The sequence below is a fragment of the [Actinomadura] parvosata subsp. kistnae genome (genome assembly GCF_900323885.1).
GTDB lineage: Bacteria > Actinomycetota > Actinomycetes > Streptosporangiales > Streptosporangiaceae > Nonomuraea > Nonomuraea composti.
The window spans coordinates 1-26,976 of the sequence record NZ_OOHJ01000023.1; the positions used below are offsets into that span (position 1 = coordinate 1).

Annotated in this window: 26 protein-coding genes and 3 pseudogenes; 21 read left to right on the forward strand and 8 right to left on the reverse strand. The window is 70.8% G+C overall.

Annotation, left to right across the window (positions count from 1 at the left end):
• From KIS93_RS51470 to dop, 4 genes are all read left to right on the forward strand, one after another.
• Positions 1 to 732, forward strand: a 732-nt coding sequence (locus KIS93_RS51470) for a Kae1-like domain-containing protein (protein WP_478212902.1), incomplete at its 5' end; no start/stop codon positions are given.
• A gap of 24 nt (positions 733 to 756) precedes the next feature.
• The gene (locus tag KIS93_RS51475) at positions 757 to 1,833 is read left to right on the forward strand and encodes a pyridoxal-phosphate dependent enzyme (protein WP_080046535.1); all 1,077 of its coding nucleotides are present in this window, start codon (positions 757 to 759) and stop codon (positions 1,831 to 1,833) included.
• A 73-nt stretch (positions 1,834 to 1,906) separates the two neighbouring features.
• On the forward strand, positions 1,907 to 3,004 hold the full coding sequence (locus KIS93_RS51480) for an acyltransferase family protein (RefSeq protein WP_230466022.1): 1,098 nt from the start codon (positions 1,907 to 1,909) through the stop codon (positions 3,002 to 3,004).
• A gap of 86 nt (positions 3,005 to 3,090) precedes the next feature.
• A complete protein-coding gene (dop, locus tag KIS93_RS51485) occupies positions 3,091 to 4,605 on the forward strand; it encodes a depupylase/deamidase Dop (protein ID WP_080037248.1) in 1,515 nt (504 codons plus the stop codon).
• Positions 4,606 to 4,638: 33 nt separating this feature from the next.
• Here the strand turns inward: dop and KIS93_RS51490 are convergent, their stop codons facing one another.
• Positions 4,639 to 5,046 (reverse strand): hypothetical protein, encoded by a 408-nt coding sequence (locus KIS93_RS51490; RefSeq protein WP_080037249.1) that lies wholly within the window; start codon positions 5,044 to 5,046, stop codon positions 4,639 to 4,641.
• 146 nt (positions 5,047 to 5,192) lie between these two features.
• On the opposite strand from KIS93_RS51490, the gene KIS93_RS51495 reads away from it, so the two are divergent.
• Positions 5,193 to 5,402, forward strand: a complete 210-nt coding sequence (locus tag KIS93_RS51495) for a ubiquitin-like protein Pup (protein WP_080037250.1) — start codon at positions 5,193 to 5,195, stop codon at positions 5,400 to 5,402.
• A gap of 234 nt (positions 5,403 to 5,636) precedes the next feature.
• Positions 5,637 to 5,747: pseudogene (locus KIS93_RS69315) on the forward strand (endonuclease domain-containing protein); the annotation flags it as partial.
• Positions 5,748 to 5,890: 143 nt separating this feature from the next.
• Here the strand turns inward: KIS93_RS69315 and KIS93_RS69320 are convergent.
• The 6 genes and pseudogenes from KIS93_RS69320 to KIS93_RS51525 all read right to left on the reverse strand — a co-directional run bounded on the left by KIS93_RS69320 (position 5,891) and on the right by KIS93_RS51525 (position 11,113).
• Positions 5,891 to 6,265 (reverse strand): DinB/UmuC family translesion DNA polymerase, encoded by a 375-nt coding sequence (locus KIS93_RS69320; protein WP_420895893.1) that lies wholly within the window; start codon positions 6,263 to 6,265, stop codon positions 5,891 to 5,893.
• Positions 6,229 to 6,930: pseudogene (locus KIS93_RS69325) on the reverse strand (DNA polymerase IV); the annotation flags it as partial. The gene KIS93_RS69320 and the pseudogene KIS93_RS69325, both read right to left, overlap by 37 nt.
• Positions 6,931 to 7,094: 164 nt before the next feature.
• A pseudogene (locus tag KIS93_RS69330) lies at positions 7,095 to 8,024 on the reverse strand (ABC transporter ATP-binding protein); the annotation flags it as partial.
• Positions 8,021 to 8,839 carry a carbohydrate ABC transporter permease gene (locus KIS93_RS51515; RefSeq protein ID WP_080037252.1) on the reverse strand — a complete coding sequence of 273 codons (819 nt, stop codon included), beginning with the start codon at positions 8,837 to 8,839 and terminating at the stop codon, positions 8,021 to 8,023. The gene KIS93_RS51515 and the pseudogene KIS93_RS69330, both read right to left, overlap by 4 nt.
• Entirely contained in the window at positions 8,836 to 9,771 is a 936-nt protein-coding gene (locus tag KIS93_RS51520; protein ID WP_080037253.1) for a carbohydrate ABC transporter permease, read from the reverse strand. Before KIS93_RS51520 ends, KIS93_RS51515 begins: the two co-directional genes overlap by 4 nt.
• Positions 9,746 to 11,113 carry an extracellular solute-binding protein gene (locus tag KIS93_RS51525; RefSeq protein WP_080037254.1) on the reverse strand — a complete coding sequence of 456 codons (1,368 nt, stop codon included), beginning with the start codon at positions 11,111 to 11,113 and terminating at the stop codon, positions 9,746 to 9,748. The genes KIS93_RS51520 and KIS93_RS51525 overlap by 26 nt, the downstream gene beginning before the upstream one ends.
• Before the next feature lie 261 nt (positions 11,114 to 11,374).
• On the opposite strand from KIS93_RS51525, the gene prcB reads away from it, so the two are divergent.
• The 8 genes from prcB (at position 11,375) to KIS93_RS51565 (ending at position 18,632) form a co-directional block, all read left to right on the forward strand.
• On the forward strand, positions 11,375 to 12,190 hold the full coding sequence (gene prcB, locus KIS93_RS51530; RefSeq protein ID WP_155129531.1) for a proteasome subunit beta: 816 nt from the start codon (positions 11,375 to 11,377) through the stop codon (positions 12,188 to 12,190).
• 21 nt (positions 12,191 to 12,211) lie between these two features.
• Entirely contained in the window at positions 12,212 to 13,009 is a 798-nt protein-coding gene (prcA, locus tag KIS93_RS51535; RefSeq protein ID WP_080046537.1) for a proteasome subunit alpha, read from the forward strand.
• Between the two features lie 191 nt (positions 13,010 to 13,200).
• Positions 13,201 to 13,725 (forward strand): hypothetical protein, encoded by a 525-nt coding sequence (locus tag KIS93_RS51540; protein WP_230466023.1) that lies wholly within the window; start codon positions 13,201 to 13,203, stop codon positions 13,723 to 13,725.
• A 150-nt stretch (positions 13,726 to 13,875) separates the two neighbouring features.
• Entirely contained in the window at positions 13,876 to 15,234 is a 1,359-nt protein-coding gene (pafA, locus tag KIS93_RS51545) for a Pup--protein ligase (RefSeq protein WP_080037257.1), read from the forward strand.
• Positions 15,235 to 15,388: 154 nt separating this feature from the next.
• Complete coding sequence (locus tag KIS93_RS51550; RefSeq protein ID WP_155126622.1) at positions 15,389 to 16,324, forward strand: FKBP-type peptidyl-prolyl cis-trans isomerase; 936 nt, start codon at positions 15,389 to 15,391, stop codon at positions 16,322 to 16,324.
• A 138-nt stretch (positions 16,325 to 16,462) separates the two neighbouring features.
• Positions 16,463 to 17,374 carry an FKBP-type peptidyl-prolyl cis-trans isomerase gene (locus KIS93_RS51555; RefSeq protein WP_080037259.1) on the forward strand — a complete coding sequence of 304 codons (912 nt, stop codon included), beginning with the start codon at positions 16,463 to 16,465 and terminating at the stop codon, positions 17,372 to 17,374.
• Positions 17,375 to 17,450: 76 nt separating this feature from the next.
• Complete coding sequence (locus tag KIS93_RS51560; RefSeq protein ID WP_335673938.1) at positions 17,451 to 17,993, forward strand: helix-turn-helix transcriptional regulator; 543 nt, start codon at positions 17,451 to 17,453, stop codon at positions 17,991 to 17,993.
• A gap of 144 nt (positions 17,994 to 18,137) precedes the next feature.
• A complete protein-coding gene (locus KIS93_RS51565) occupies positions 18,138 to 18,632 on the forward strand; it encodes a DUF3291 domain-containing protein (RefSeq protein ID WP_080046538.1) in 495 nt (164 codons plus the stop codon).
• Here KIS93_RS51565 and KIS93_RS51570 read toward each other — a convergent pair.
• Positions 18,578 to 19,645 carry a DUF3866 family protein gene (locus tag KIS93_RS51570; protein ID WP_080037261.1) on the reverse strand — a complete coding sequence of 356 codons (1,068 nt, stop codon included), beginning with the start codon at positions 19,643 to 19,645 and terminating at the stop codon, positions 18,578 to 18,580. The two genes, KIS93_RS51565 and KIS93_RS51570, sit on opposite strands and share 55 nt — an antisense overlap.
• Before the next feature lie 38 nt (positions 19,646 to 19,683).
• On the opposite strand from KIS93_RS51570, the gene KIS93_RS51575 reads away from it, so the two are divergent.
• The 7 genes from KIS93_RS51575 (at position 19,684) to KIS93_RS51605 (ending at position 26,942) form a co-directional block, all read left to right on the forward strand.
• Positions 19,684 to 20,634 (forward strand): helix-turn-helix transcriptional regulator, encoded by a 951-nt coding sequence (locus tag KIS93_RS51575; protein ID WP_080046539.1) that lies wholly within the window; start codon positions 19,684 to 19,686, stop codon positions 20,632 to 20,634.
• A 67-nt stretch (positions 20,635 to 20,701) separates the two neighbouring features.
• Positions 20,702 to 21,667: a helix-turn-helix transcriptional regulator gene (locus KIS93_RS51580; protein WP_186404934.1), complete on the forward strand. Its 966-nt coding sequence runs from the start codon at positions 20,702 to 20,704 to the stop codon at positions 21,665 to 21,667.
• Positions 21,664 to 21,864: a hypothetical protein gene (locus KIS93_RS51585; protein ID WP_080037262.1), complete on the forward strand. Its 201-nt coding sequence runs from the start codon at positions 21,664 to 21,666 to the stop codon at positions 21,862 to 21,864. The genes KIS93_RS51580 and KIS93_RS51585 overlap by 4 nt, the downstream gene beginning before the upstream one ends.
• A gap of 30 nt (positions 21,865 to 21,894) precedes the next feature.
• Complete coding sequence (gene tatA, locus KIS93_RS51590; protein WP_080037263.1) at positions 21,895 to 22,245, forward strand: Sec-independent protein translocase subunit TatA; 351 nt, start codon at positions 21,895 to 21,897, stop codon at positions 22,243 to 22,245.
• Positions 22,246 to 22,278: 33 nt separating this feature from the next.
• Positions 22,279 to 23,190, forward strand: coding sequence for a twin-arginine translocase subunit TatC (gene tatC / locus KIS93_RS51595; RefSeq protein WP_230466026.1), 912 nt, complete (start codon positions 22,279 to 22,281; stop codon positions 23,188 to 23,190).
• A 40-nt stretch (positions 23,191 to 23,230) separates the two neighbouring features.
• Complete coding sequence (locus tag KIS93_RS51600; protein WP_080037264.1) at positions 23,231 to 24,124, forward strand: diacylglycerol/lipid kinase family protein; 894 nt, start codon at positions 23,231 to 23,233, stop codon at positions 24,122 to 24,124.
• Between the two features lie 94 nt (positions 24,125 to 24,218).
• Positions 24,219 to 26,942: a DEAD/DEAH box helicase gene (locus tag KIS93_RS51605; RefSeq protein WP_080037265.1), complete on the forward strand. Its 2,724-nt coding sequence runs from the start codon at positions 24,219 to 24,221 to the stop codon at positions 26,940 to 26,942.
• The last annotated feature ends 34 nt before the right edge of the window (positions 26,943 to 26,976 follow it).

The window sequence follows — 26,976 nt, forward strand, 5'->3', positions numbered from 1 at the left end:
GCCTTCGACGGCCTCGGCCACGGCCCCGACGGCACCCTGTGGGGCGGCGAGTTCCTGCGCGCCGACCTGACCGGCTACGAACGCCTCGCCCACCTCGCCCCCGTCCCCATGCCCGGCGGCGCCGCCGCCGTCCGGCAGCCCTGGCGCATGACCGCCGCCTACCTGCGCGACGACCACCCCGGGCTCGACGTCGCCGCCCGCAACGCCGCACACTGGGCCGCCGCCCTCACCGCCGCGCACGCGCCCCTCACCTCCAGCGCCGCCCGCCTCTTCGACGCCGTCGCCGCGTTGCTCGGCATCCGCGACACCATCACCTACGACGGGCAGGCCGCCCTCGAGCTCGAACAACGCACCGACCCCGCCGAGACCGGCGCCTATCCCGCCACCCTCACCACCACCGGCGGCCCGCTCGTCGTCGAAGGCGGCGACCTCGTCCGCGCCGCCGCCGCCGACCTCGCCGCCGGCACCGACCCGGCCGTCATCGCCGGCCGCTTCCACAACGGCGTCGCCGCCGCCATCACCCGCACCTGCGTCGAACTCCGCCACGACACCGGCCTGACCGCCGTCGCCCTGTCCGGCGGCGTCTTCCACAACGCCCTCCTCCTCGACCGCACCGTCCAGCGGCTGCGCGCCGCCGGCTTCCGGGTCCTCACCCATGTACGTGTCCCGGCCGGCGACGGCGGCATCAGCCTCGGCCAGGCCGCCGTCGCCGCCGCCCGCGACGGCCGATGACCGGCCCCGCCTAGCATGGCGATCATGGAATACGGCAACCCGGGCCGCACCCCGTACACCGAGCACGACCGCGCCCTCATCGGCGTCGAGCACGCCCGCCAGGCCCGCGCCCGCTTCGCCCGCCACCCCGACTACCGGCCCACCCCCGTCCACGCCGTCCCCGGGCTCGGCGGCGCCGGCACCGCGTACGTCAAGGACGAGAGCGGACGCATGCGGCTCGGCAGCTTCAAAGCGCTCGGCGGCGCCCACGCCGTGCACCTGCTCGCCGAACGCGACGGCGGCGGCGCCCCGTTCGTCTGCGCCAGCGCCGGCAACCACGGCATCTCCGTCGCCGCCGGAGCCGCCGAGGTCGGCGTGCCCTGTGTCGTCATCCTCAGCGAAGGCGTCCCCGAAGCGTTCGCCCAGCGGCTGCGCGCACTCGGCGCCCAGGTACGCCGCGACGGCCACGACTACGAGGCCAGCATGACCGCCGCCATGGCCGCCGCCCAGGACAACGGCTGGCGGCTCGTGGCCGACAGCTCATGGGACGGCTACACCAGCGTCCCCCTGGACGTCATGCGCGGCTACAGCGTCCTGTTCGACGAACTGTCCGACCCCGGCGCGTTCCCGCCCCCACGACAGCCCACAGCGCCGCACGAACGGCACGACACGGCACCCACCCACGTGTTCGTCCAGGCCGGCGTCGGCGGGCTCGCCGCCGCCGCGGCCGGATACGTCCGCGACCGCTGGGGAGAACAGCCCAAGATCGTCGTCGTCGAACCCGAGGGCGCCCCCTGCCTGCTCGAAAGCGCCCGCGCCGGCGAACCCCTCCGCGTCGGCGGCCACCCCACCACCCTCGGCCGGCTCGACTGCCGGGAACCCTCACTCCTCGCCCACCACCTCCTGATCCACCTCGCCGACCTCTACCTCACCATCACCGACCAGCAGGCGGCCGCCGCCGCCCGCCTCCTCGCCGCCCACGGCATCGCCCTGTCGGACTGCGGCGCCGCCGGAGCCGCCGGCCTGCTCGCCCTCACCCCCGCCGCCCGCCACACCCTCGCCCTCGACCACACCTCCCGCGTGCTGCTCGTGGGAACGGAGGGACCCGTGGAACCAAAGTGATCGAAGTGACGTCAAAGCAGGCGTGCAACCACCCAGCCGGTCCCGATCCAGACACGCCCGAGGAGACGGCCGGTTGGCCGAGCTCGACCTCCTGCGCTTCCTCGCGGCCCTCGCCGTCGTCGCCTTCCACTACCTGGTCGCCTACGCCTCCGTCTGGGGAGACCGGCCCGCCGAGCTGTTCCCCGCCCTGGCCCCCGTCGCCGGGCTCGGCATCCTCGGCGTCGAACTCTTCTTCATCATCAGCGGCTTCGTCATCCTCATGACCGTCTGGGGCCGCGGCCTCGGCGCGTTCGCCCGCTCCCGGCTCGTCCGCCTCTACCCCGCGTACTGGCTCAGCCTCGCCGCCATCGCCGCCCTCTACGGCCTCACCGGCGCCAAAGCCCTCGACCCAAAACTTTCCCCAGGCGAATACCTGCTGAACGCCACCATGTTCCAGCGGCTGTTCAAGGTCACCGACGCCAGCGGCGTCTACTGGTCACTCTGGGCCGAGCTGCGCTTCTACCTCCTGATCGCCATCCTCGTGATCATCGGCGTCACCCGCGGGCGCGTCCTGACCTTCTGCGGCATCTGGCTCACCGCCGCACTCGGCGTCAAACTCCTCGCCGAGTACGACATCTTCAAGAACGACGTCGTCAACGAGATCGTCATGCCCGGCTACGCCGGATACTTCGTCGCCGGCATGGCCCTGTACCTCGTCCACAAGCACGGTGGCGGGTGGCTGCCCTGGCTCTACGTGGCCGCCGCCTACGGCCTTTCCCTGCACTCGGCCCTCGGTCGCGTGCACGGCCGCATCGAGCTCGCCGGGTTCAAGAACATGCCCGTCACCGACCTCAGCGTCGTCATCACCCTGACCCTGATCTACGCCGTGATGGCCCTCATGGCGCTCGGCGTCCTGCGCATGCGATCATCGCGGACGCTCACCGCGCTCGGCGGCACCACATACCCGCTTTACCTCTTCCATAGCGTCATCGCCGTGGCCCTCATCCCGCTGCTCACCGGCCAACTGCCCCCCTGGGCCGTCGCCACGGCCACGACACTGGTGTCGATTCTCGTGGCGTATCTCGTCTACTCCTTTGCCGAACGCCCCATCCAGCGGCTACTCAAGCCACGCAGACGCACACAAACCCCATCAGCTCCGGCCGTACAGATGGAAAAGACGTCGGTGCCATAACTCTGTGGCCCTGGGGCACTGTGAAGGGCATAGGCTCGGGCATATAAACGGCGGATAGACAGACCCGGACGAACAGAGGGTGTTGCATGACGGTGCGTCGGGTGATGGGCATCGAGACCGAGTACGGCATCTCCGTACCCGGCCAGCCAGGCGCCAACGCGATGGTGACCTCCTCACAGGTCGTGAACGCCTACCTGGCCGCCTCGGCGGCCCGCGCGCGCAGAGCACGATGGGACTTCGAGGAGGAGAACCCGCTCCGCGACGCGCGCGGCTTCGACCTGGCCAGAGAAGTGGCAGACCCCAGCCAGCTCACCGACGAGGATCTCGGCCTGGCCAACGTCATCCTCACCAACGGAGCCAGGCTCTACGTCGACCACGCCCACCCCGAATACAGCTCGCCCGAATGCACCAACCCCCGGGCAGCCGTCATCTGGGACAAAGCCGGCGAACGAGTGATGTACGACGCCGCCACCCGCGCGTCCGCCATCCCCTCCAACGCCCCCATCCAGCTCTACAAGAACAACACCGACGCCAAAGGCGCCTCCTACGGCTGCCACGAGAACTACCTGATGCGGCGCGCCACCCCCTTCGCCGACATCGTCAGGCACCTCACCCCCTTCTTCGTCTCCCGGCAGGTCGTCGTCGGCGCCGGCAAGGTCGGCATCGGCCAGGACTCCCGCGGCGACGGCTTCCAGATCAGCCAGCGCGCCGACTTCTTCGAAGTCGAAGTAGGCCTCGAGACCACGCTCAAGCGCCCGATCATCAACACCCGCGACGAGCCGCACGCCGACCCCGAGAAATACCGGCGGCTGCACGTCATCATCGGCGACGCCAACATGTCCGAGATCTCCACCTACCTCAAACTCGGCACCACCGCGCTCGTCCTCGCCATGATCGAAGAAGGCTTCCTGACGCGCGACCTCGCCGTCGAGAACCCCGTCCAGGCACTGCGGGCCGTCTCCCACGACCCCACCTGCCGCTACGAGATCCCCATGCGCGACGGACGCAAGCTCACCGCCGTCCAGCTCCAGATGGAATACCTCGAACAAGCGCGCAAGTACGTCGAAGAGCGCGGCACCGCCCAGGACGAGATGAACAAGGACATCCTCGACCGCTGGGAATCCGTCCTCACCCGCCTCGCCGAAGACCCCATGCAACTCGCCCGCGAACTCGACTGGGTCGCCAAACTCGAACTCCTCGAGGGCTACCGCAGCCGCGACGGCCTCGCCTGGTCCCACCCCCGGCTCCAGCTCGTCGACCTCCAATACTCCGACATCCGCCCCGACCGCGGCCTCTACAACCGCCTCGTCGCCCGCGGACGCATGCAACGCCTCGTCACCGAGGAAGAAGTCCAGCGCGCCGTCGAACACCCGCCCACCGACACCCGCGCCTACTTCCGCGGCCGATGCCTGCGCCAATACAGCGAATCCGTCGCCGCCGCGTCCTGGGACTCCGTCATCTTCGACATCCCCGGGCGGGAATCGCTCCAGCGCGTCCCCACCCTCGAACCGCTACGCGGCACCAAGGCCCACGTCGGCGAGCTCTTCGACCGCTGCAAGACAGCCGCAGACCTCGTCTCCGCGCTCACCGGCGGCGACTGACCGCTCCCACACGCTCGGGGCATCGGCCTCCCCTCAGAGGAGGAGGCCGATCCCCAGCATCAGCGTGCCCGCCGCCAGGCACACCCCGCCCGCGTACGTCAGCAGGATCAGCCTGCTCGGCTTCGTGTCACTCGGACGCACCACCGACAGGAAGAAACCCAGCGGCATCAGGATCGGCGCCGCCACGATCAGCAGCCGCGTGAGCGCCTTCAACGCCTCCGGCAGACCCGACTGATCCACGTACAGCATCGCCACCAGGGCGAACAGCACCAGCACGCCCGCGTGCGCGTGCCCCGCCCGCCACAGCCCCCGCCGGACCGGGTTGTCCAGATAGCCGGGGACGTTCTTCATCAGGAACGACAGCAGCGTCACGCCGCCGTAGGCCACGCCGGGGACTGTGATGAGGAGCACACCCGCGATGCTCAGGGACGAAGGGGACATCTCAACCTCCTGTAGGTACGGGGGTTCATTGTTAGATAGGAATGCTATCTAGTCAAGCGGGCAAGATCGCAGGGCGTTCGGCGCGAAATGTCGGCTCGTTCGGGGAAGATATGCGGTAGAGGCAGTCCCCCAACCGGAGGTAGGACATGGCAACCAAGGACACCGGCGGGCAGAAGCAGACCGGGCGGCGCGAGTCCGACGTCGAGGAGACCGAGGCGTCGGCGGCGCCGGACGTCCAGGAGCGGCAGGAGAAGCTCACGGACGATGTCGACGCGATTCTGGACGAGATCGACGAAGTTCTCGAAGAGAACGCAGAGGAATTTGTGCGCTCGTATGTCCAAAAGGGCGGAGAGTAGGGCAAAACGGACATCTGAAAGGGGGGAATCGCAAGCGGAAGGCCGAGCAAGGGAAGGTCGTTCGCGAGGCGATCCCCGTTCCGAAGGCTCGAAATATTGTCCGCGCTGTGAGGAGATCAAGCCGGTTGAGGAGTCCGGGAGTAACCGGGCTGGAACAAGATTAAGAAATACGGGAGCGAGCGGAACTATCTGCTGCAGCACCGTTACGGCATAACAGAGGACGACTTCGCGCGCATGCTCGCCCGTCAGGGCGGGCTCTGCGCCATCTGCCGGGTCGTCCCTGGCACGTTCGTTGATCACTGCCACGCGACCGGTCAGGTGCGTGGCGTGCTCTGTTTCACCTGCAACAACGGGCTCGGGCATTTCGCCGACAACGCGGTGGTGCTGGAGTTGGCGGCGCTTTATCCGGAGGGGGAGGTGCTCTGGCCGGAGTTCGAGCATGTGGACCATTGTCATCGGCCGGGTGATGTGCGGTTCGCATTGACGGTTCAGGTTTTCGGCATCGTGTATTCGACGGCCACGCCGATGAGGCGGACGGGGTGGGTGAGGTCGTGGCGGTCGAGGATGTCGAGGGCGGTGCGGGTGATGGTGGCGGGGTCGGTGGTGGGGGTGGGGAGTTTCGTCTGGCGGGTGCGGGTCTGGAACGGCGTGGTGCGGATCTTGACGGTGACGCGGGTGATGGTGCGGCCGGCGTCGGCGGCGTCGTGGGCGACCTGCTGGGCGAGGGTGGCGAGGTGGGTCGCGATGGCGGCGGGGTCGGTGAGGTCGTGGGGAAGGTGGTTTCGCGGCTGTGGCCGCGGGCGATCCAGGGTGTGGTGACGACTTCGGCTTCGCCTTTGCCGAGGGCGAGGTAGCGGTACCAGGGGCCGTTGGTGGGGCCGAAGTGGCGGGCGAGGTCTGCGGGGTCGGCGGCGGCGAGCTGGGCGACGGTGTGGAGGCCGTGGGCGGCGAGCTTGGCGGAGATCTTGGTGCCGATGCCCCAGAGGGCGTCGGTGGGGCGGTGGTTCATGGTGGCGGCCCAGGTCTCGGTGGTGAGGCGGTATATCCCGGCGGGTTTGGCGAAGGCTGAGGCGAGTTTGGCCTGGTGTTTGTTGTCGCCGATGCCGATGGAGCAGTCGAGGTGGGTGCGGGCGCGTACGGCGTGCTGGAGGTCGGCGGCGAGGGCTTCGGGGTCGTCGGTGGTGGCGCCGAGGAAGGCTTCGTCCCAGCCCCATACTTCGACGTGGACGGGGAATTCGCGCAGGACGGCCATGACGCGGGCTGAGGCGGCTTCGTAGGAGGGCGGGTCGCTGGGCAGGAAGACGGCGTCGGGGCAGCGTCTGAGCGCGGTGCGCAGGGGCATGCCGGAGTGGATGCCGTGTTCGCGGGCTTCGTAGGTGGCGGTGGCGGCGACGGTGCGGGGCTGGGTGGGGTCGCCGGTGCCGCCGACGACGACGGGTCTGCCGCGGAGTTCGGGGTGGCGCAGGAGTTCGACGGCGGCGATGAACTGGTCGAGGTCGAGGTGCAGGATCCAGTTCCTGGTGGCCATAGGCCCAGTATGGCGGCCGTCTCAGAGCGTGGTGAGGAGGGTGTCGTCGCGGTAGAGGAGGGCGCGGCGGGGGACGGCCCAGGCGGGGTGCCGAGGGGTGGTTCGTCGCCTTCGGGGACGACGGCCTGGATGAGGGTGGCGGGGGTTTCGAGGGTGACGAGGGTGTGGGTGCCGAGGTTCTCGTGGACGGAGACGGTGCCGGGGAAGGCGTCGGGGCGTTCGGTGGGGGACAGGGTCATGTATTCGGGGCGGACGCCGTAGGTCAGGTGCCCGTCCTGGACGGGGGCCGGGAGGGGCAGGGTGGCGCCGGCGACGTGGAGGGCGGCGTCCGTGGCGCGGGCGGGCAGCAGGTTCATGGGGGTGGAGCCGATGAAGGAGGCCACGAAGGTGGTGGCGGGCCGGTGGAAGATCTCGGCGGGGGTGGCGACCTGGATCATGCGGCCGGCGGACATGACGGCGATGCGGTCGGCGAGTGCGAGGGCTTCGGCCTGGTCGTGGGTGACGAAGACGGTGGTGACGGCGAGCTCGCGCTGCAGGCGTTTGAGGAAGGTGCGGGCTTCGAGGCGGAGGCGGGCGTCGAGGTTGGACAGGGGTTCGTCGAAGAGGAAGGCGGTGGGGTGGCAGGCGATGGCGCGGGCGAGGGCGACGCGTTGCTGCTGGCCGCCGGACAGTTCGGCGGGGCGGCGGTGGAGGAGGTCGGTGAGGCTGAGGCGGGCGGCGACGTCGGCGGCCTTGGCGGTGCGTTCGGCGCGGGGGACCTTCTTGATCCGCAGGGGGTAGGCGATGTTGGTGGTGACGTCCATGTGGGGGAAGATCGCGTAGTCCTGGAAGACCATGGCGACGTCGCGCTGTCCTGGGGGGAGCGGGGTGGCGTCGCGGCCGTCGATGTGGACGGTGCCGCGGGTGGGGGTCTCGAGGCCGGCGATGGTGCGCAGGAGGGTGGTCTTGCCGCAGCCGGAGGGGCCGAGGAGGGCGAAGAACTCGCCGTCGGCGATGGTGAGGTGGATGTCGTCGAGGGCGTGGACGCCGCCGGGGAAGGTCTTGGTGAGGGCGTGCAGGGTGATCACGGGTTTCTCCTTGCCCGGCCGGGTCACGTCTTGATGCCTCCGTGGAAGCGGAAGCCGTAGCGCTTGGAGACGAACAGGTACATGGCGACGACGGGCAGGGAGTAGAGCAGGGAGAAGGTGGAGATGAGGTCGAGCTTGGGTGCGCCGCCTTCGGTGTAGAGGGTGTAGAGGATGACGGAGCCGGGGGCTTTTTCCGGGTCTCTGAGCAGGATGAACTGGAACAGGAAGCCGCCCCAGACACTGGCGAGCGCCCAGACGGCGATGGTGGCCAGGCCGGGCCGGACGAGGGGGATGACGATGTGGCGCAGGATCTGCAGGGGGGTGGCGCCGAAGACGCGGGCGGACTCCTCGTAGGAGGTGGGGGTGTCGTCCATGAAGTCCTTGAGGATGAAGATGGCGGCGGGCAGGAGGCCGCCGGAGACGACGAGGATGACGCCGAGGTGGGTGTCGATGAGGCCGAGGCGGGTGGCGAGCTCGAAGATGGGCACCATGGCGGCGGTGCCGGTGACGACGGACGACAGGAGGAGGAGCAGGTAGAGCAGGGCGTCGCGGCCGGGTACGCGGACGCGGGAGAGCGCATAGGCGGCGAGCGCGGCGAGGACGACGACGAGGGCGGCGGCGCCTCCGCCTTGGATGAGGGAGTTGCGGATGGAGCCGAGGGCGTAGGGGTTGTCGAGGATGGCGGCGAAGTTGCGCAGGGTGAAGTCGGGGATGGAGGTGGTGATGGCGGGGGTGTCGTCGAAGGGGGCGCTGGCCAGCCAGAGCATGGGCAGGGCGAACAGGGCGAGGACGGCGGCGATGACGACGGTGGTGGCGAGCCTGCCGAGGGTGTGTCGGATCATGCGGGCGGGCCTCCGGCGGCGGCGATCTCCTGGTGACGGCGGCGTTGGCGGCGGCCGCGCAGGAGCCGCAGGTAGGCGAGGGCGAGCACGAGGTTGATGAGCAGGATGAGGAAGCTGATGGCGGCTCCGGCGCCGAGTTGCCCGTCCTTGAGCGCGACGCGGTAGACGTAGACGGGCAGGATCTCGGAGCGCCCTTCCGGTCCGCCGCCGGTGAGGACGAACGGGGTGAAGTCGTTGAACGTCCACAGGCTGATGAGCAGGAGGTTCGTCAGGATGTGGCGGCGGATGGCGGGCAGGACGACGTCGCGGAGCTGCTGGGGGACGTTCGCGCCGGCGAGGCGGGCGGTTTCGAGGTGGGAGGGCGGCACGTTCTCGAGCGCCGCGGAGTAGAGCATCATCGAGAACGCGGTGCCGCGCCACACGTTGAAGACGATGATCGACAGCAGCGGGTGGTCCAGGAGCCAGGCGAGGCCGGGGGTGTGCAGGAGCGCGTTGAGGGTGCCGTCGTCGCGGTCGAGCAGGGCGAACCAGAGGAAGCCGACGACGGTGCTGGGCAGGATCCACGACAACAGCACGACGCCTTCGACGGCGCGGCGCAGGGGGCCGGTGCGGGTGCGCAGGGTCCAGGCGAGGGTGAAGCCGAGGCCGGCCTGGCCGATGACGGCGGAGCCGCCGACGTACAGGACGGTGAGCCACAGTGACGACAGGAAGCGGGGGTCGGTGAGCGCGCCGGTGTAGTTGGCGGTGCCGACGAGCCGGGGGTCGGCGGCGGCGGTGCCGGTGAGGCGGTAGTCGGTGAGGCCGAGGTAGATGGTCCACAGGGCGGGGAAGACGAGGAAGACGGCGATGAGGGTGAGGGCGGGCAGGACGAACGCGATCGCCCTGCCCGTGCCGAGCCCGGCGGCGTCAGCCGCTGACGTTGGCCGCGCCACCGACGATTCCCTCGAGCTTGGCCTGGTAGGCGGTGGCGGCCTCGTCGGCGCTCCTGCCGCTGACGACGGCGGCGGTGGCCTCCTGGAGTGCGGTGGAGACCTGGGGGTAGACGGCGAGGCCGGGCCGGTAGGCGGTGAGGGGCAGCACGTCGTCGGCGATGTACTTGAGCATGGGGTCGGCGGTGAGCACCTCGTCGTTGACGTCGGTGCGGGCGCTGATGCGGACCTGCCCGGCGAGCTGCGCCTTGGTGGCGGCGGCTGAGTGCATGAAGGCGAGCAGGTCCCAGGCGAGCCTGGGGTTCTTGGAGAACGGGTTGAGCACGCGTACGGCGCCGCCGGACATGCTGACGTAGTCCTGGCCCCGGATGCCGGAGCCGGGCTGCTTGGCGGGGATCTTGGCGTAGCCGACGGCCTGGTCGCGGTCCTTCATGGGGGCGACGCCGGCCTTGGGCTCGATGACGGAGCGCCAGAAGTAGTCGCTTTCGGCGAGGATGCCGATCTTGCCTTCGGCGAACCGGGCGAAGGACTTGTCGCGGCCCTTGGCCTCCTGCTGGAGCTTGGGGTCGCCGAGGCCGCTGCCGCCGTAGACGCGCTGGTAGAGAGCGAGGGCGTCTTTCATGGCCGGGGAGGCGCCGGTCCATTTGCCGGCGGTGTAGATCTCGGCGCCGGCGCCGGCGAGGAGGGGGAGCAGGCCCTGCATGGTGGTGGCCTCGCCCATGGCGGTGCCGGCGTTGAGCTGGATGGGGGTGGGGACTCCCGCGGCCTTGAGCCGGGTGCCGGCGTCGATGATGTCCTGCCAGCTGCGGGGCTGCCAGGTGGCGGGCAGCCCGGCCTTGGTGAACAGGGTCTTGTTGTAGAACAGGACGCGGCCGTCGGTGCCCTGGGGCAGGCCGTACTTCTTGCCGTCGAAGATGCCGAGGCCCTGCACGGCCTGGGGGATCTGGGACCAGCCCTCCCATTGCTCGACGGTGGCGCCGCCGACCTCGGTGAGGGGTTTGATGTAGCCGGCCTGGGCGAACTCGCCGACCCAGATGCCGTCGAGGTCGATGACGTCGGCGCCGGTCCTGGACTTGAGGTCGAGTGCGATCTTGGTCTTGTACTGCTCGTCGTCGACGCCGCTGGGCTGGAAGAGCACCTTGACGTTGGGGTGGGTCTTCTCGAACTCGGGGATCACCCACTGCTTGATCCATTGGGCGGACTCGGCGTTCTTGCCGCCTTCGATGGAGTTGGCGGCGATGGTGAGGGTGGTGCTGCTCTCGTCGGGGCCGCCGCCGGTGCCGCAGGAGGTGAGGGCGAGTGCGGCGATGACCCCGATCAGCGCGGGCCGGCTGGGGAGTCGCATGTGTCGGCCTTCCTGTTCAGGACGTGCAGACATACCGACAATCGCATGGGCGGTGGCGGGCGTAAAGAAACGATCCGAACACGGACCTTCGGCACGCGAGGTGTCTTATAGGGCCATTCGGGCGCGTTGTGACGGGTGGTTCGCCGTGAGCTGATCGTGGGAAGTGCAGACAGCAACCCAACATGAGTAGGGTCGCCCTAGGAACACTGAACGTTTGGAGGGAGTCGCGTGGCATCGCACAGGGATCTGCCCGCCGGCTTGATGAACCAGCTCTTCCAGAACACCGGAAGTTCCTCGTTCACAGAGTTTGTCGGCTCGTACGCGCCTGAGTTGCTGCCGCGGCGGGGTGAGGTGCTGGCCACGCCGATCGGTGACCAGGTTCCGCACGCGACCACGATCGTGGCCGCCACCTTCGCCGGTGGCGTGGTCATGGCGGGCGACCGTCGGGCGACGTCGGGCAACATCATCTCGCAGCGTGACGTGGAGAAGGTGTTCCGCGCCGACGACTATTCGTGCATGGGCATCGCGGGCACGGCCAGCACGGGCATCGAGTTCGCCCGCCTCTACCGGGTGGAGCTGGAGCACTACGAGAAGGTCGAGGGCCGGTCCATGTCGGTCCAGGGCAAGGCCAACCGGCTCGCCACCATGATCAGGGGCAACCTCGCCATGGCGATGCAGGGCCTGGTGGTGGTGCCGCTGTTCGCCGCCTACGACCCCGACCGCGACGAGGGGCGCATCTTCAGCTACGACGTGGCGGGCGGGCCGTACGAGCGGGAGCGGTTCGACGCGATCGGGTCCGGCTCGATCTTCGCGCGCGGGTCGCTGAAGAAGCTCTACCGCGACGGCGCGTCGGCCGACGACATGGTGATGACGCTGATCCAGGCGCTGTACGACGCCGCCGACGACGACTCGGCGACCGGCGGGCCCGATGTGACGAGGAAGATCTGGCCCATCGTGTCGGTGATCGACGCCGACGGCTTCCGCCGCCTGTCGGAGGAGGAGGTCTCCGGCTACGTCCAGCAGATGCTCGACGCCCGGATGATCTCGCCCGACGGCCCCATCGCCCCGCTGCGCTAGAAAGGACCTCCACACGTGTCCATGCCTTTCGGATATGCGTCCCCCGAGCAGATCATGCGGGACAAGGCCGACTACGCGCGCAAGGGCATCGCGCGGGGCCGGTCCGTGGTCGTCCTGCAGTACGTGGACGGCATCCTGTTCGTCGCGCCCAACCCGTCGCGGGCGCTGCACAAGATCAGCGAGATCTACGACCGCATCGGCTTCGCGGCGGTGGGCCGCTACAACGAGTTCGAGGAGCTGCGGCTCGGCGGCATCCGCTACGCCGACATCAACGGCTACACCTACGACCGCTCCGACGTGACCGGCCGCGGCCTGGCCAACCTCTACGCCTCCAACCTCGGCCGCATCTTCACCGAGTCGATCAAGTCGCTGGAGGTGGAGGTCGTCGTCGCCGAGGTGGGCGACACCAAGGAGGGCGACGCCATCTACCGGCTGACCTTCGACGGGTCGGTCTTCGACGAGCACGGCTTCGCGGCCATGGGCGGGCAGGCCGAGGCGGTCGCGGGGCGGCTGAAGGAGCGTTACCGCGAGTCGATGTCGCTGGCCGACGCGCTGGAGGTGGCGCTGGCCGCGCTGACCGAGCCGGGCGGCGAGCGGCCGCCGGTGGGGCAGCTCGAGGTGGCGGTGCTCGACCGCAACCGGGAGCATCGCAAGTTCCTGCGGCTGACCGGGGCGCGGCTGGAGCGGCTGCTCGCCCAGACTAGCAACCCTCCGTCGGCGACCGCCACACCGCCCGCGGCGCCCGCTGAGGGCTCCGGTGACACGCCGCCGCCCACGGGGCCCGAGGGAGACGTGGACGACGGCTCCTCGCCGCTGTAGGGCGATCACAGACGTTCTCGCCGGGGCCGCCATGTCGGCGGCCCACGGACGTTCTTGACGGGGCCGCCACGCCGGCTCGCGGACGTTCTCGACGGGGGTCGCCACGGCGGCCCCCGTCGGCTTGTGGGGATGTGACCTGTTTCACTTCCGGCCGCCCGAACTCCGGCCGGTGATCGCGGATCTCAAGATCTGTGAACACTCCCTTGCGTGGCCTGCTGGCGGCTGGTGCCGCGGCGGCCGTGATGCTGACGAGCGGCGTGGCGGCCGAGGCGGCCACCGCGTTCCCCAAGTACAAGGCGCCGAAGATCTTCGGCACCAGCTTCCAGGCGGACCCGGAGCACGACTTCACCAAGGGCATCCACCCGCGCCACGACGGCATCCTGCGCGGCTGGCTCACCTACGTGAAAGGCGGCGTCGCCGAGTACGAGCCGATCAGGTGGAAGAAGGACACCCACACCGAGGGGTACTTCGAGGGCCCGCCCGAGGGCACCACCATGGCCTACGCCTCGCCCATCGCCAAGGACGTCGTGTTCCTGTCGGCGTACGGGTGCAAGGTGACCGGCCAGGGCCTCACCGTCGACCGCAAGACGGGCCTGGGCGCCAAGCGGTGCTCCCGGGCGACGCTGATCAAGCGGCACGCCAAGGCGGGCCACCCGTCCCTCATCACCGTCCACAAGGGGAAGATCGTCCAGGTTCAGGAGATCTACACCCCCTGACGGCGCGTGGCGGCACCCGCGCCCAGTGGGGGCGGGCACGGGTGCCCGAGCAGGCCAGGACGGGGGACATAGCGGTCATCGGCGGGGCTGAAGGGAAAACACCTGCGAAGATCTCTCCCGCTCGCCGATCCGTGGGCATAGTGTGAGGTGATGGATCGTCGCATCTTCGGGCTGGAGAACGAGTACGGTGTGACCTGCACGTTCAGGGGGCAGCGCAGGTTGTCCCCCGACGAGGTCGCGCGCTACCTGTTCCGGCGGGTCGTGTCCTGGGGCCGATCGAGCAACGTCTTCCTCCGCAACGGCGCACGCCTGTACCTCGACGTGGGCAGCCATCCTGAATACGCAACCCCCGAATGTGACAACGTCATCGAGCTCGTCACCCACGACAAGGCCGGCGAGCGCATCCTCGAGGGCCTGCTCGTCGACGCCGAGAAGCGGCTGCGCGAAGAGGGCATCGCGGGTGACATCTACCTGTTCAAGAACAACACCGACTCGGCCGGCAACTCCTACGGCTGCCACGAGAACTATCTGGTCGGCCGGCACGGCGAGTTCGGCCGGCTGGCGGACGTGCTGATCCCGTTCCTGGTGACCCGGCAGATCGTGTGCGGGGCGGGCAAGGTGCTGCAGACGCCGCGCGGCGCCGTCTACTGCGTCTCGCAGCGCGCCGAGCACATCTGGGAGGGCGTCTCCAGCGCGACCACGCGCTCGCGCCCGATCATCAACACCCGTGACGAGCCGCACGCCGACGCCGAGCGGTTCCGCCGCCTGCACGTCATCGTCGGCGACTCCAACATGAGCGAGACCACGATGCTGCTCAAGGTCGGCGCCACCGACCTGGTGCTGCGCATGATCGAGTCGGGCACGGTGATGCGCGACCTGAGCCTTGAGAACCCGATCCGGGCCATCCGCGAGGTCTCCCACGACATGACCGGCCGGCGGCGGGTGCGGCTGGCCAACGGGCGCGAGGCGTCGAGCCTGGAGATCCAGCAGGAGTACCTGTCGAAGGCGAAGGACTTCGTCGACCGGCGCGGCGGCGACGCGATCGCCCACCGGGTGCTGGAGCTGTGGGAGCGCACCCTGAACGCGGTCGACACCGGCAACCTCGACCTGGTCTCGCGGGAGATCGACTGGGTGACCAAGTACCAGCTCATCGAGCGCTACCGGCGCAAGTACGACCTGCCGCTGTCCTCGCCGCGGGTGGCGCAGCTCGACCTGGCCTACCACGACGTGCACCGCAAGCGCGGCCTGTACTACCTGTTGCAGAAGCGCGGCTCGGTGGAGCGGGTGGCGTCCGACCTGAAGATCTTCGAGGCGAAGTCGGTGCCGCCGCAGACCACGCGGGCGCGGCTGCGCGGCGAGTTCATCCGCAAGGCGCAGGAGAAGCGGCGCGACTTCACCGTCGACTGGGTGCACCTGAAGCTGAACGACCAGGCGCAGCGCACGGTGCTGTGCAAGGACCCGTTCCGCAGCGTGGACGAGCGGGTGGACAAACTGATCGCGGGCATGTAGGCGGCGGCGCGGCGCGGCCCGCGGGGCGGCGTTCACCTCCGCGGTTTACCTCCGCGTTTACCTCGGGCCTACCGGGCTGTCGGGTAGTGTGGCGCGAATCTGACGTCTTTTCCGAGGGAAATCCATGCGCCGCGCCTTGGCCGTACTGGCCGCCGTGCCATTGATCTTGTCCGCCGCCGCGTGCGGCTCCGAGGGCGCCACCACCGGCGCCACCACGAGCACCGCAACGAGCACCGCCACCAGCACGGCCGCCGCCGCCCCGTCGGGGGTCAAGGTCACCGGGAACGTGGGCGCCAAGCCCACGGTGACCTTCCCCGCGGGCTCGCCCGCCACGAAGTCGTCCTACGAGGTGATCCAGCCGGGCACCGGCAACGACGTCAAGTCGGGCGACCGCGTGATCGTCAACCTCACCGTCTACAACTGGGACGGCAAGGGCAACGCCGTTCAGGGCTCCTCCTACGACACCAAGGCGCCGGAGACCATCGCGGTCAACGAGCAGCTGCCGCAGGTGCTGCAGGAGGGCTTCACCAAGGTCAAGCACGGGGGCCGGCTGCTGGCCGTGCTGGCCAACGACTCCGCCGTGCAGCAGCAGGCGACGACGCCGGCCGAGCCGACCAAGGTGTTCGTGTTCGACGTGGTGGGCACGCAGCCGGCCGCGCTGAAGGCGGCGACCGGCAAGGAGACCGGCGAGTCCATCAAGGGCGTCACGGTGACGAACCCGGGCGGCGAGAAGGCGCCCACGCTGAGCACGAAGACCGGCGAGAAGCCGCCCAAGGAGCTCGTCGTCAAGACGGTCATCCAGGGCACGGGCGCGAAGGCGAAGGCCAGCCAGACGCTCGTCGTGCACTACACGGGCAAGATCTGGGGCACCGACCAGCAGTTCGACTCGAGCTGGGAGCGGGGCCAGCCGGCCGAGTTCCCGCTCGCGCAGGTGATCCAGGGCTGGCAGAAGGGCCTGGCGGGGGTGCCGGTCGGCAGCCGCGTCGTCATGAGCATCCCGCCGGACCTCGGCTACGGCAGCCAGGCGCAGCAGGGCATCCCGGCCAACAGCACGCTGGTGTTCGTCGTGGACGTCCTCGGAGCCTACTGACGGGCGCCCCTACTGACGGGCGCCTACTGACGGGCGCCTACTGACGGGCACCGTCGTGGCGCGGTAGCATCGCGAGCCCGGCGGCACACCCTGCTCTGCGGGGGAGCCGCCGGGCCGTTCCGCGTGCTGGGAGGACCGATGCGCCGTGCCGCCGCGTCACTGCTGCCGGCCCCGCTGCTGCTGGTCCCGTTGCTGCTGGCCGGCTGCACGAGCGGGGCCGCGCAGGAGCTGGACCTGAAGGTGGGCGGCGCGTTCGGCGCCCGCCCGACGATCGACTTCCCCGACGGCAGGCCCGTGTCCGGGCTGCAGGTGGACGAGCTGAGCACGGGCAAGGGCGAGCCGCTCGGCGCCGGCGACGTGGCGATCGTCCAGTACACCGCGCACGTCTGGGACGGCCGCGACAACCGCCTCGTGGACTCCAGCTTCACCCGAGGCACCCCGGCGGCGTTCCCGCTGGGCGGGCTGCTGCCGGGCCTGGAGCGGGCGCTGAAGGGCCGCAGGGTGGGCAGCCGGGTGATCGCCGCCATCCCGCCCGAGTACGGGTTCGGCGCGAACCCGCCGCAGGGCGTGCCCGCGGGCGAGGAGCTGTTCTACGTCGTCGACATCCTCGGCGCCCACCGCAAGGCGGCCTCGGTCGAGGCGCGCGGCGGCTCGCTGGCGGGCGTGCGGGTCGGCGGCGGCGCCCGGCCGGCGCTGGCGGTGCCCGCGGGCCGGCCGCCGGCCAGGTTCGCGGCCAAGGTGCTGGCCAGGGGCGACGGGCGGGCGGCGCGGCCGGGGCAGCTCGTCGTCACCCAGTACGAGGCGGCCGTGTGGAGCCGCCGCCGCGTCTTCGACGCCACCTGGGCGAGCGGCGGGCCGAAGGCGTTCAAGCTGGGCGACGGCAGCGTGATCAGGGCGTGGGACAAGGCGCTGGCGGGCGTGCCCACGGGCAGCCGCGTCCTGATGATCGTCCCGCCCGCCGACGGGTACGGCGGCGCCGGCAACCCGGCCTTCGGCATCAAGGGCTCCGACACCCTCGTCTTCGTCGTGGATCTCCTCGCGGCCTACTGAAGCCGGATGCCTACTGAAGCCGGATGACGTCCCGCAAGGCCGCGCGCGGCGCGGAAGCTTTCGTAGACTCGCCGCTGTGAGTAGCGACGACGTGAGTGGCGGCGACATCGAGGCGCTGGCCCTCCTGCACGACCCGGTCCGCCGCAGCCTGTACGACGTCGTCGCCTCCCGGGGCGGCGAGGTGGGCCGGGGGGAGGCCGCCGAGGCGGCGGGCGTGTCCAGGACGCTGGCCGGTCACCATCTGGACAAGCTGGTGGAGGCGGGGCTGCTGGAGAGCGGGTTCCGCCCGCAGGAGAAGAAGGGGCCGGGCAGCGGCCGGCCGGCGAAGGTGTATCGCCGGGCCAGGGGCGAGCGGTCGGTGAGCCTGCCGCCGCGCGACTACGTGACGCTCGCCTCGGTGCTGGCGGACGTGGTGGAGGTGCTCGGCGCTGAGGAGCGGGCCGAGGAGGTGGCGCGCGGCGCGGGCGCGCGGATCGGCGGGCGGCACCGGGGGAACCGGTGGAGCGGGTGCTGGGCGAGCGCGGTTACGAGCCGTACGCGGAGGGCGGGCGGGTGCGGCTGCGCAACTGCCCGTTCCACGTGCTGGCCGAGGAGCAGCCGCTGCTGGTGTGCTCGATGAACCTGGCGCTGTGCCAGGGGCTGCTGGAGGGGCTGGGTGACGATCCGGGGCGGGCGGTGCTGGATCCGCGGCCGGGGGAGTGCTGCGTCTCTCTAAAACAAATAGACGTTGACATAGAAGGCGGGTGATGGTGTGCTGAGCACCATGAAGCCACCTGCCATGCACCTCGCCGAGCTGAACATCGCCCACCTGCGCGCCCCCGTCGACAGCCCCGAGATGGCCGAGTTCGTCGCGCAGCTCGAACCGATCAACGCCGTCGCCGACACCGCGCCCGGGTTCGTGTGGCGGCTCAAGGAGAGCGAGAGCGACCCCACCGCCACCGTCGTGCACGAGTACGGCGACCACCTGCTGATCAACTTCTCGGTGTGGGAGTCGCTGGAGGCGCTGTGGAACTACACCTACCGCAGCGAGCACCTGGCCGTGCTGCGGCGGCGCAGGGAGTGGTTCCTGCGCATGATGGAGCCGTACATGGTGATGTGGTGGGTGCCCGCCGGTGAGATCCCCACGCTGGCCGAGGGCATGCGGCGGCTCGAACGCCTCAAGGCCGAGGGGCCCGGCCCCGAGGCGTTCACGTTCAAGGACTCCTACGCCAGCAGCGAGGCCGTCAGCCTGCCCGCCGCCGCCGAGGCCAGGAAGTAGGCCAGGTCCTCCTCCAGGCCCCGTCCCATCGTCGACAGCCGCACCGGCGACGACTCCAGGGCCTCGCGCAGGCCGTCCACCGGCACCGGCACCAGGCGGTGCCGGACGGCCAGCAGCTCGGCCTGGTCCCTGACCCGCACCCCGAACTCGCCCGGCAGGTCCGGCACCGGCACCTGAGCGGGCGACAGCGCCACCCGGCCGTAGGCGGTCAGCGAGTGGTGCGAGACGCCGTAGTGGCGCTCGCGCCGGTCGCCCTCGCTGACCCGCAGCGCCGCCACCGGCCGCCCCCGCAGCACGCCCGCCGCGTTGACCGCCTCGCCCGCCGCCACGCCGGAGAAGCCCCACCGGGTACCCGTGCCCAGGTTGCCCGGCCCCTGCGTGACGATCGCCACGTCGGCCTCCAGCACGTGCCGGGCCGCCAGCAGCCCCGTGTGCACGGTGACCGCCTCCAGGTCGCCGCCGAACGACTGGCCCACCGTCACCACGCCCGCCAGCCAGCCGGCCTCCCGCAGCCGGGCCGCCGCCATGGAGAACCACACGGGCAGCGCCCCGCCGTCCTGCATCACGTACGCCACCCGCACGCCCGGCCTGGCCTCGTACAGTCCGCACAGGATCGGCGCCAGCGCCGAGTGCAGATCCGCCACGATCACCGGCATGTCCTCCAGCGAGTCGGCCTCCCGCAACCTGGCGTGATGCGGCGAATCCTGCTCGTCGGCGCCCTGCACCGTGGCCTGCAGCGGGGTGTACCTGGCCTTCACCAGGTGGCCGGGACCGTCGGGATCTTCCGGCAAACGGTTCGGGACGGCCACCACCATGGCGTAACCTCCCGTACCGAGACCCATCGCGAGCGCGGTCGTGTTGAGCAGCACCTCATCGCCGGGTTCCGGGCGGCCCACCAACGGTGGATACGCCAGCGCCCGGCACTCCCCTTCGGGGACGGTGACGTCCAGCTCCACCGCTCCCGGCCACTCGCGTCGGATCCGTACGACCTCGCCCTTGCGCCATCTGATCACGGGGGCAGGGTAGCGTCGATGAAGGAGGAGTGAGGCAGATGTCGCGCCGGAAGACAGAGCGGTTGCTCAATCTCGTGATCTGCCTGCTCGCCACCCGGCGCCCGCTGTCGGCCGAGCAGATCCGCCAGGCCGTCCCCGGCTACGACCGCGATGGCGACGAGGCGTTCCAGCGCATGTTCGAGCGGGACAAGAACGAGCTGCGCGAGATCGGCATCCCCATCGACGTCGTGCGCGACCCGTGGGAGGACGAGCCGGGCTACCGGATCGAGCGGGAGTCCTACGAACTGCCGGAGATCACGCTGGAGCCCGACGAGGCCGCCGTGCTGGGCTTGGCCGCCCAGGTGTGGCAGCGCGCCAGCCTGGCCGAGGCCGCCTCGGGGGCGCTGCTGAAGCTGCGGGCCGGCGGCGTGGCCACCGACCAGCCCGTCGGCACGGGCGCGCTGGAGCTGCGGGTCGACACCCGCGACCCGGCCTTCCCCGCGCTGTGGGACGCGGTGCGCGACCGGCGCGTGGTCCGCTTCGACTACCGCAGTGCCGGAAGCGAGACCGTGCGCAGCCGCACCGTCGAGCCGTGGGGCGTGGTCAGCCGGCGCGGCCGGTGGTACCTGGCGGGCTACGATCGTGACAGGGACGCGCCTCGCGCCTTCCGGCTCAGCCGCATCACCGGGCAGGTGAGCACCGTCGGCCGGCCGGGCGCCGTCGAGGTGCCCGAGGGCGTCGACCTGCGGGCCATGGTGGGCTTCCCCGACGAGACGACCGACGAGCGGGTCGCGGTCGTCCGCGTGCGCCAGGGGGCGTGCGAGGGGTTGCGGCAGCTCGCCAGGGCCGTGCGCCCCGGCACCGGCGGGTGGGACGAGGCCGAGCTGGCCTTCACCGACCCCGAGCGGCTGGCCGGGTGGATGGCCAGCCTCGGCGCCGACGTCGAGGTGGTCGAGCCGCCGGACGCCCGCGAGGCGGTCATCCGGCGATTGAAGGGGGCATTGGCGTGAGGGAGCGCAGCGAGCGAACCATCAGACGCGGCAGTGGTCCGCTCATGCGGCCGACGAAGGAGGGCGCATGAGCGGATCGGCGGATCGGCTGCCGCGGTTGCTGGCGCTGGTGCCGTACCTGATGTCCCACCCGGGGGCGCAGGTCGGCGAGGTGGCCGACGTGTTCGGGCTGAGCGAGAAGCAGCTCATCGACGACCTGCAGCTCGTGTGGATGTGCGGGCTGCCCGGCCACACCCCGGGCGACCTCATCGACGTCTCCTGGGACGGCGGCGAGATCATCATCGACAACGCCGACACCATCGCCAGGCCGCTGCGCCTCGGCATCGACGAGGCCAGCGCGCTGCTGGTCGCGCTGCGCATGCTGGCCGCCACCCCCGAGCTGGCGGAGGTGCCCGGCGACGCGCTGCCGCGCGTCATGGCCAAGCTGGAGCGGGCCGCGGGCGAGGGCGCCGCCACCGTCAGCACCCAGGTCGCCGTGGACGTCGAGGCCGCGCCCGACGCGCTGCCCCGCGTGCGCGAGGGCCTGACCAGGGGCCGGCGGCTGTCGCTGCGCTACTACGTGCAGGGCCGCGACGAGGTGACGCCGCGCGAGGTCGACCCGATGCGGCTCGTCGTCGTCGACGGCCGCGCCTACCTGGAGGGCTGGTGCTACCGGGCCGAGGCGATGCGGCTGTTCCGGCTCGACCGGGTGCTCGGCGTGGACGTGCTGGACGTGCCGGCCGACCCGCCCGCCGAGGCCGAGCCGCGCGACGTGACCGCCGGCGTGTTCCGCCCGTCGCCGACCGACGAGCTGGTCGAGCTGGAGCTGAGCGCGGCCGGGCGGTGGGTGGCCGAGTACTACCCGTGCGAGCAGGTCACCGAGCTGGGCGAGGGGCGGCTGCGGGTGGCGCTGCGGGCCCGCGACGAGGACTGGATACTCAAGCTGGCGCTGCGCCTGGGCGACACCGGCCGGGTCGTCTCGCCGCCCGAGATGGCCGAGACCGTGCGCCAGGAGGCCGAGCGGGCCCTGGCCCTGTACGCTCACCACTCATGACCTGGATCTTCCTGTCGGCGGGGCTGGGGGTGGCGGGGCTGGTCGTGCTCGGCGTCGCCGGTGCCCGAGTCGCCGTCGCGGCACGTACTCTGAAGAGGGAAATCGCCGCGGCGCACGCGCAGCTTGAGCCAAGGCGGGCCAGATTGGCGGGCCAAGGGGATGAGACCACGCCCCAGGCAGCGTACGATCGTGGCTGAAACAGGCACTCGCTCACAAAAGGACGTTTCATGCCGAACCTCGGAGTTCCTGAACTTCTGATCATCGCACTCGTGCTCGTGCTGCTGTTCGGTGCGAAGAAGCTGCCCGAGATGGCCCGGGGCGTCGGCCGGTCGCTGCGCATCTTCAAGTCGGAGACCGCCAAGCTGCGTGACGACGACGACGCCGAGGCCCAGCACCACGTCCAGGCCCAGGCGCAGGCTCCGGTCCAGCCGCAGCCGCAGCCCCAGCCCGTGCAGCCGCAGCAGATCCCGGCCGCCCCGGCTCCGGCGCTGTCGGCCGAGGAGCAGGCCCGCCAGCTCGAGGAGCAGGCCGCCAGGCTGCGCGCCAGCGCCGCCTCGCAGGCCGACAAGCCCGCCTGACCACCTATCCCTCCTCGTCACCTGGACTGCTAGATGGCGCTGCTCAAACGGTCGAGCAAGCCGGCACCCGACCCCGAGGGTCGCATGCCGCTGATGGAGCATCTGCGGGAGCTGCGCAACCGCCTGGTCATCGCGCTGCTCGCCATGGTCGTGGGCATCGTGGTGGGCTTCTTCGTCTTCGACCCGGTGTGGGCGTTCATCAAGGAGCCGTTCTGCGAGACGCCGGCGGCCGGTCAGCTCCGCCCCGGTGAGTGCACGCTCATCTTCAGTGGCATCTTCCAGTCGTTCTTCCTGACGCTGAAGGTCGCGGCCCTGGTCGGGATCGTCGTGTCCTCACCCGTCTGGCTGTACCAGATCTGGGCGTTCGTCACGCCCGCCCTCTACCGCAACGAGAAGAAGTACTCCTTCGCCTTCCTCGGGCTGGCGATCCCGCTGTTCCTGCTCGGCACCGCGCTGGCGTACTTCATCATGGACACCAGCCTCGCGATCCTGCTCGGGTTCGCGCCCAGCGACACCGTCGCGGCCGTGCAGATCGACGAGTACCTCAGCTACGTGCTGATCATGCTGGTGATCTTCGGCGTCTCGTTCGAGCTGCCGCTGCTGCTGGTGTTCCTCAACATCATCGGCGTCCTGTCGCACGCCACGGTCAAGAAGCACCGCCGTACGGTCGTCTTCGTCATGTTCGTCTTCGGCGCGGTCATCACGCCCGGCGGCGACCCGCTGACGATGATGGCGCTGGCGGCGCCGATGGTCGTGCTGTACTTCCTGGCCGAAGGCTTCATGTTCCTGCGTGAGCGGCGCCTGCCGAACACCGAGGACTTCTCCCACCTGTCCGACGACGAGGCCTCGCCGCTGGTCGAGGACCACGCGCCGGTCGGCGACCCGGCTCCGCTGGACGACCCGGCGCCGCTCGACGACGACCCGCCTGGATCCAGTAAGCGATAAGGGCATTCCGGTTGCGTCCGGCAGGCGATACATTCCGGGCGTGGCCTCCTCACCGCACCTCGCCCTGCTGGTCAACCCCGCCGCGCGCGGCGGGCGTACGCTGCGCCTGCTCGAGCCCGTGGCACGGCGGCTGCGCGCCGGAGGGGCCGAGCTGTCGGTGATCGTCGGCGACGACGCCACCGACGCGATGGAGCGGGCCTGCACCGCCGTCTCCGAGCGCCCCGACGCGCTCGTGGCCTTCGGCGGCGACGGTCTCGTGCACCTGGCCGTGCAGGCGGTGGCCGGCACCGACGTGCCGCTCGGCATCATCCCCGCGGGCACCGGCAACGACTTCGCCGCCGCGCTCGGCCTGCCCCGAGGCGACCTGGTGGCCGCCGCCGCGACCGTGCTGCGCATGAAGCCGCGCCTGGTGGACGCCGCGCACATCCGCACGGGCGGCGCCGAGGAGCTGTTCGCCGGGGTGGCGTGCTGCGGGTTCGACTCGCGCGTCAACGAGCGGGCCAACCGGCTCACCTGGCCGCCCGGCATGGCCCGCTACATGGTGGCCACGGCGCGGGAGCTGCGCTCGTTCCGGCCGGTCCCGTTCCGCCTGACGCTGGACGAGGACGAGGTGATCGAGCGGGAGGCCATGCTGGTGGCGGTGGCCAACACGCGCTCGTACGGGGCGGGCATGCGCGTCTGCCCCGACGCCAGGCCCGACGACGGGCTGCTGGACGTGGTGACGATCGGCGCCCTGTCCAGGGCGGAGTTCCTGCGCGTCTTCCCGAGCGTGTACCGGGGACGGCACGTGACGCATCCGGCCGTGTCGGTACGGCGGGTGCGCGGCATCCGGATCGAGGCCGAGGAGCTGGTCGCCTACGCCGACGGGGAGCGCATCGGCGCGGTCCCGGTGCACTGCGAGGTGCGGCCGGGCGCGCTGCGCGTCCTCGTCTGAAATCTACTTTGTAAAGGCGCCGGAGCCGGATCGCCGCGGCAGAGCCGGAATGGGCGGGACGGACCGGAATGGCGATTTCGGTAGGCTGGCGGGTATGACAACGCCAGCGGAACGCTACGCGGCCTTCCGTCAGAAGCACGGGGACGACGGGGCCGCTCTCAGATCGTTCCGAGGTCTCTACGACTTCGAGCTGGACGACTTCCAGCTCGACGCCTGCAGGGCCCTGGAAGCCGGCGACGGGGTGCTGGTCGCGGCGCCCACGGGCTCGGGCAAGACGGTCGTGGGCGAGTTCGCCGTCCACCTGGCCCTGGAGCAGGGCCTCAAGTGCTTCTACACGACGCCCATCAAGGCGCTGTCGAACCAGAAGTACAACGACCTGGTCAAGCGCTACGGCACCGCCAAGGTCGGCCTGCTGACCGGCGACAACAGCGTCAACGGCGAGGCGCCCATCGTGGTCATGACGACCGAGGTGCTGCGCAACATGCTCTACGCCGGGTCCGCGACGCTGGCCGGGCTGGGGTTCGCGGTGATGGACGAGGTCCACTACCTGGCCGACCGGTTCAGGGGCGCGGTGTGGGAGGAGGTCATCATCCACCTGCCCGACTCGGTGCGGCTGGTCGCGCTGTCGGCGACGGTCAGCAACGCCGAGGAGTTCGGCGAGTGGATGGGCGAGGTGCGCGGCGACACGACGGTGATCGTCGACGAGCACCGGCCGGTGCCGCTGTGGCAGCACATGATGGTCGGCAACCGCATCTACGACCTGTTCATGACCGACGACCTGACGCCGCGCATCAACCCGACGCTGATGCGGGTCACGCGTGACGCCGAGCGGCTGACGGCGGGGCGGGGCCGGCGCGGTTACGGCCGGCCGCAGCGCTCGCGCCCGCCGGACCGGGTGCAGGTGATCGAGAAGCTGGACAGCGAGGGGCTGCTGCCGGCGATCACGTTCATCTTCTCGCGGGCGGGCTGCGACGCGGCGGTGCAGCAGTGCCTGCACGCGGGCATCCGGCTGACCACCGACCGCGAGCGGCACGAGATCAGGCAGCTCGTCGACGAGCGCACCGCGCACCTGCCCGACGAGGACCTCGCGGTGCTGGGCTACCTGGAGTGGCGCGACTGCCTGGAGCGGGGCCTGGCCGCGCACCACGCGGGCATGCTGCCGGCCTTCAAGGAGGTCGTGGAGGAGCTGTTCACGCGCGGGCTGGTCAAGGCGGTGTTCGCGACCGAGACGCTGGCGCTGGGCATCAACATGCCGGCCCGCAGCGTGGTGATCGAGAAGCTCGACAAGTGGAACGGCGAGACGCACGCCGACCTGACGCCGGGGGAGTACACCCAGCTCACCGGCCGGGCGGGGCGGCGCGGCATCGACGTCGAAGGTCACGCGGTGGTGCTGTGGCAGCCGGGCATGGATCCGCTGTCGGTGGCGGGGCTGGCGGGCACCCGTACGTATCCGCTGCGCTCCAGCTTCCAGCCGTCGTACAACATGGCGGTCAACCTGGTCGGCCAGTTCGGCCGCGAGCGGGCCAGGACGCTGCTGGAGGAGTCGTTCGCGCAGTTCCAGGCCGACCGGGCGGTCGTCGGGCTGGCCAAGCAGCTGCGCAAGCACGAGGAGGCGCTGGAGGGCTACCAGGAGGCGATGACGTGCCACCTGGGCGACTTCCCCGAGTACGCGGCGCTGCGGCGGCGCCTGTCGGACCGGGAGGCGGAGCTGTCGCGCCAGCGGGGCGCGGCGCGGCGGGCGGCGGCGGTGCGCTCGCTGGAGGCACTGCAGCCCGGCGACGTCATCCGGGTGCCGGGCGGGCGCCGGGCCGGGCTGGCGATCGTGCTGGACCCGGGCCGCAACCCGCGCGGTCACGGGCCGAGCCCGCTGGTGCTGACGATCGGCAAGCAGATCAAGAAGCTCGACCCGGCCGACTTCCCCGTGCCGGTGGAGCCGCTGGAGAAGCTGCGCATCCCGAAGAACTTCAACGGCCGCTCGCCGAAGGAACGCGCCAACCTCGTCTCGACGCTGCTGGCCAAGATCGGTGACCGCGATCTGGGCAAGCCGGTGCGGGCGCGCGACCACACGGTGGAGGACGACGAGATCAACGAGCTGCGCCGGCTCATCCGCCAGCATCCGTGCCACGGCTGCGACGAGCGGGAGGACCACGCGCGCTGGGCGGAGCGCTACTACAAGCTGCTGCGTGAGACCGAGGGGCTGCGGCGCCGGGTCGAGGGCCGCTCGCACGTCATCTCCCGGACGTTCGACCGGATCTGCTCGGTGCTGGAGCAGCTCGGCTACCTCGACGGCGAGACCGTCACCGACGAGGGCCGGCGGCTGGGCCGCCTCTACACGGAGCTGGACCTGCTGACCGCCGAGTCGCTGCGCAAGGGCCTGTGGGAGGAGCTCGACCCGGCGGAGCTGGCGGCGTGCGTGTCGGCGCTGGTGTTCGAGTCGCGGGCGTCCGACGACACCCGCCGCCCGAAGATCCCCGCCGGGCGGGCCCAAGACGCGCTGTCGGCGATGATCCGGCTGTGGGGGGAGCTGGAGGGCATCGAGTCCGACCACGGGCTGTCCACGATCAGGGAGCCCGATCTGGGGTTCGCGTGGGCGGCGTTCCGGTGGACCAAGGGGCACAGCCTCGACGCGGTGCTCATGGAGGGCGTCAACGGCAACGAGCTGGCGGCCGGTGACTTCGTCCGGTGGATCAAGCAGCTGATGGACCTGCTCGGCCAGCTCGGCAACGCGGCGCCGCCCGGCAGCAAGATCAAGCAGACCGCGGTGAAGGCGATGGACGCCATGCGGCGGGGCGTGGTGGCGTACTCGTCGCTGACCTGATCGCGGGGCGCGTGGCCTGCGCTCGTCCCAGGGT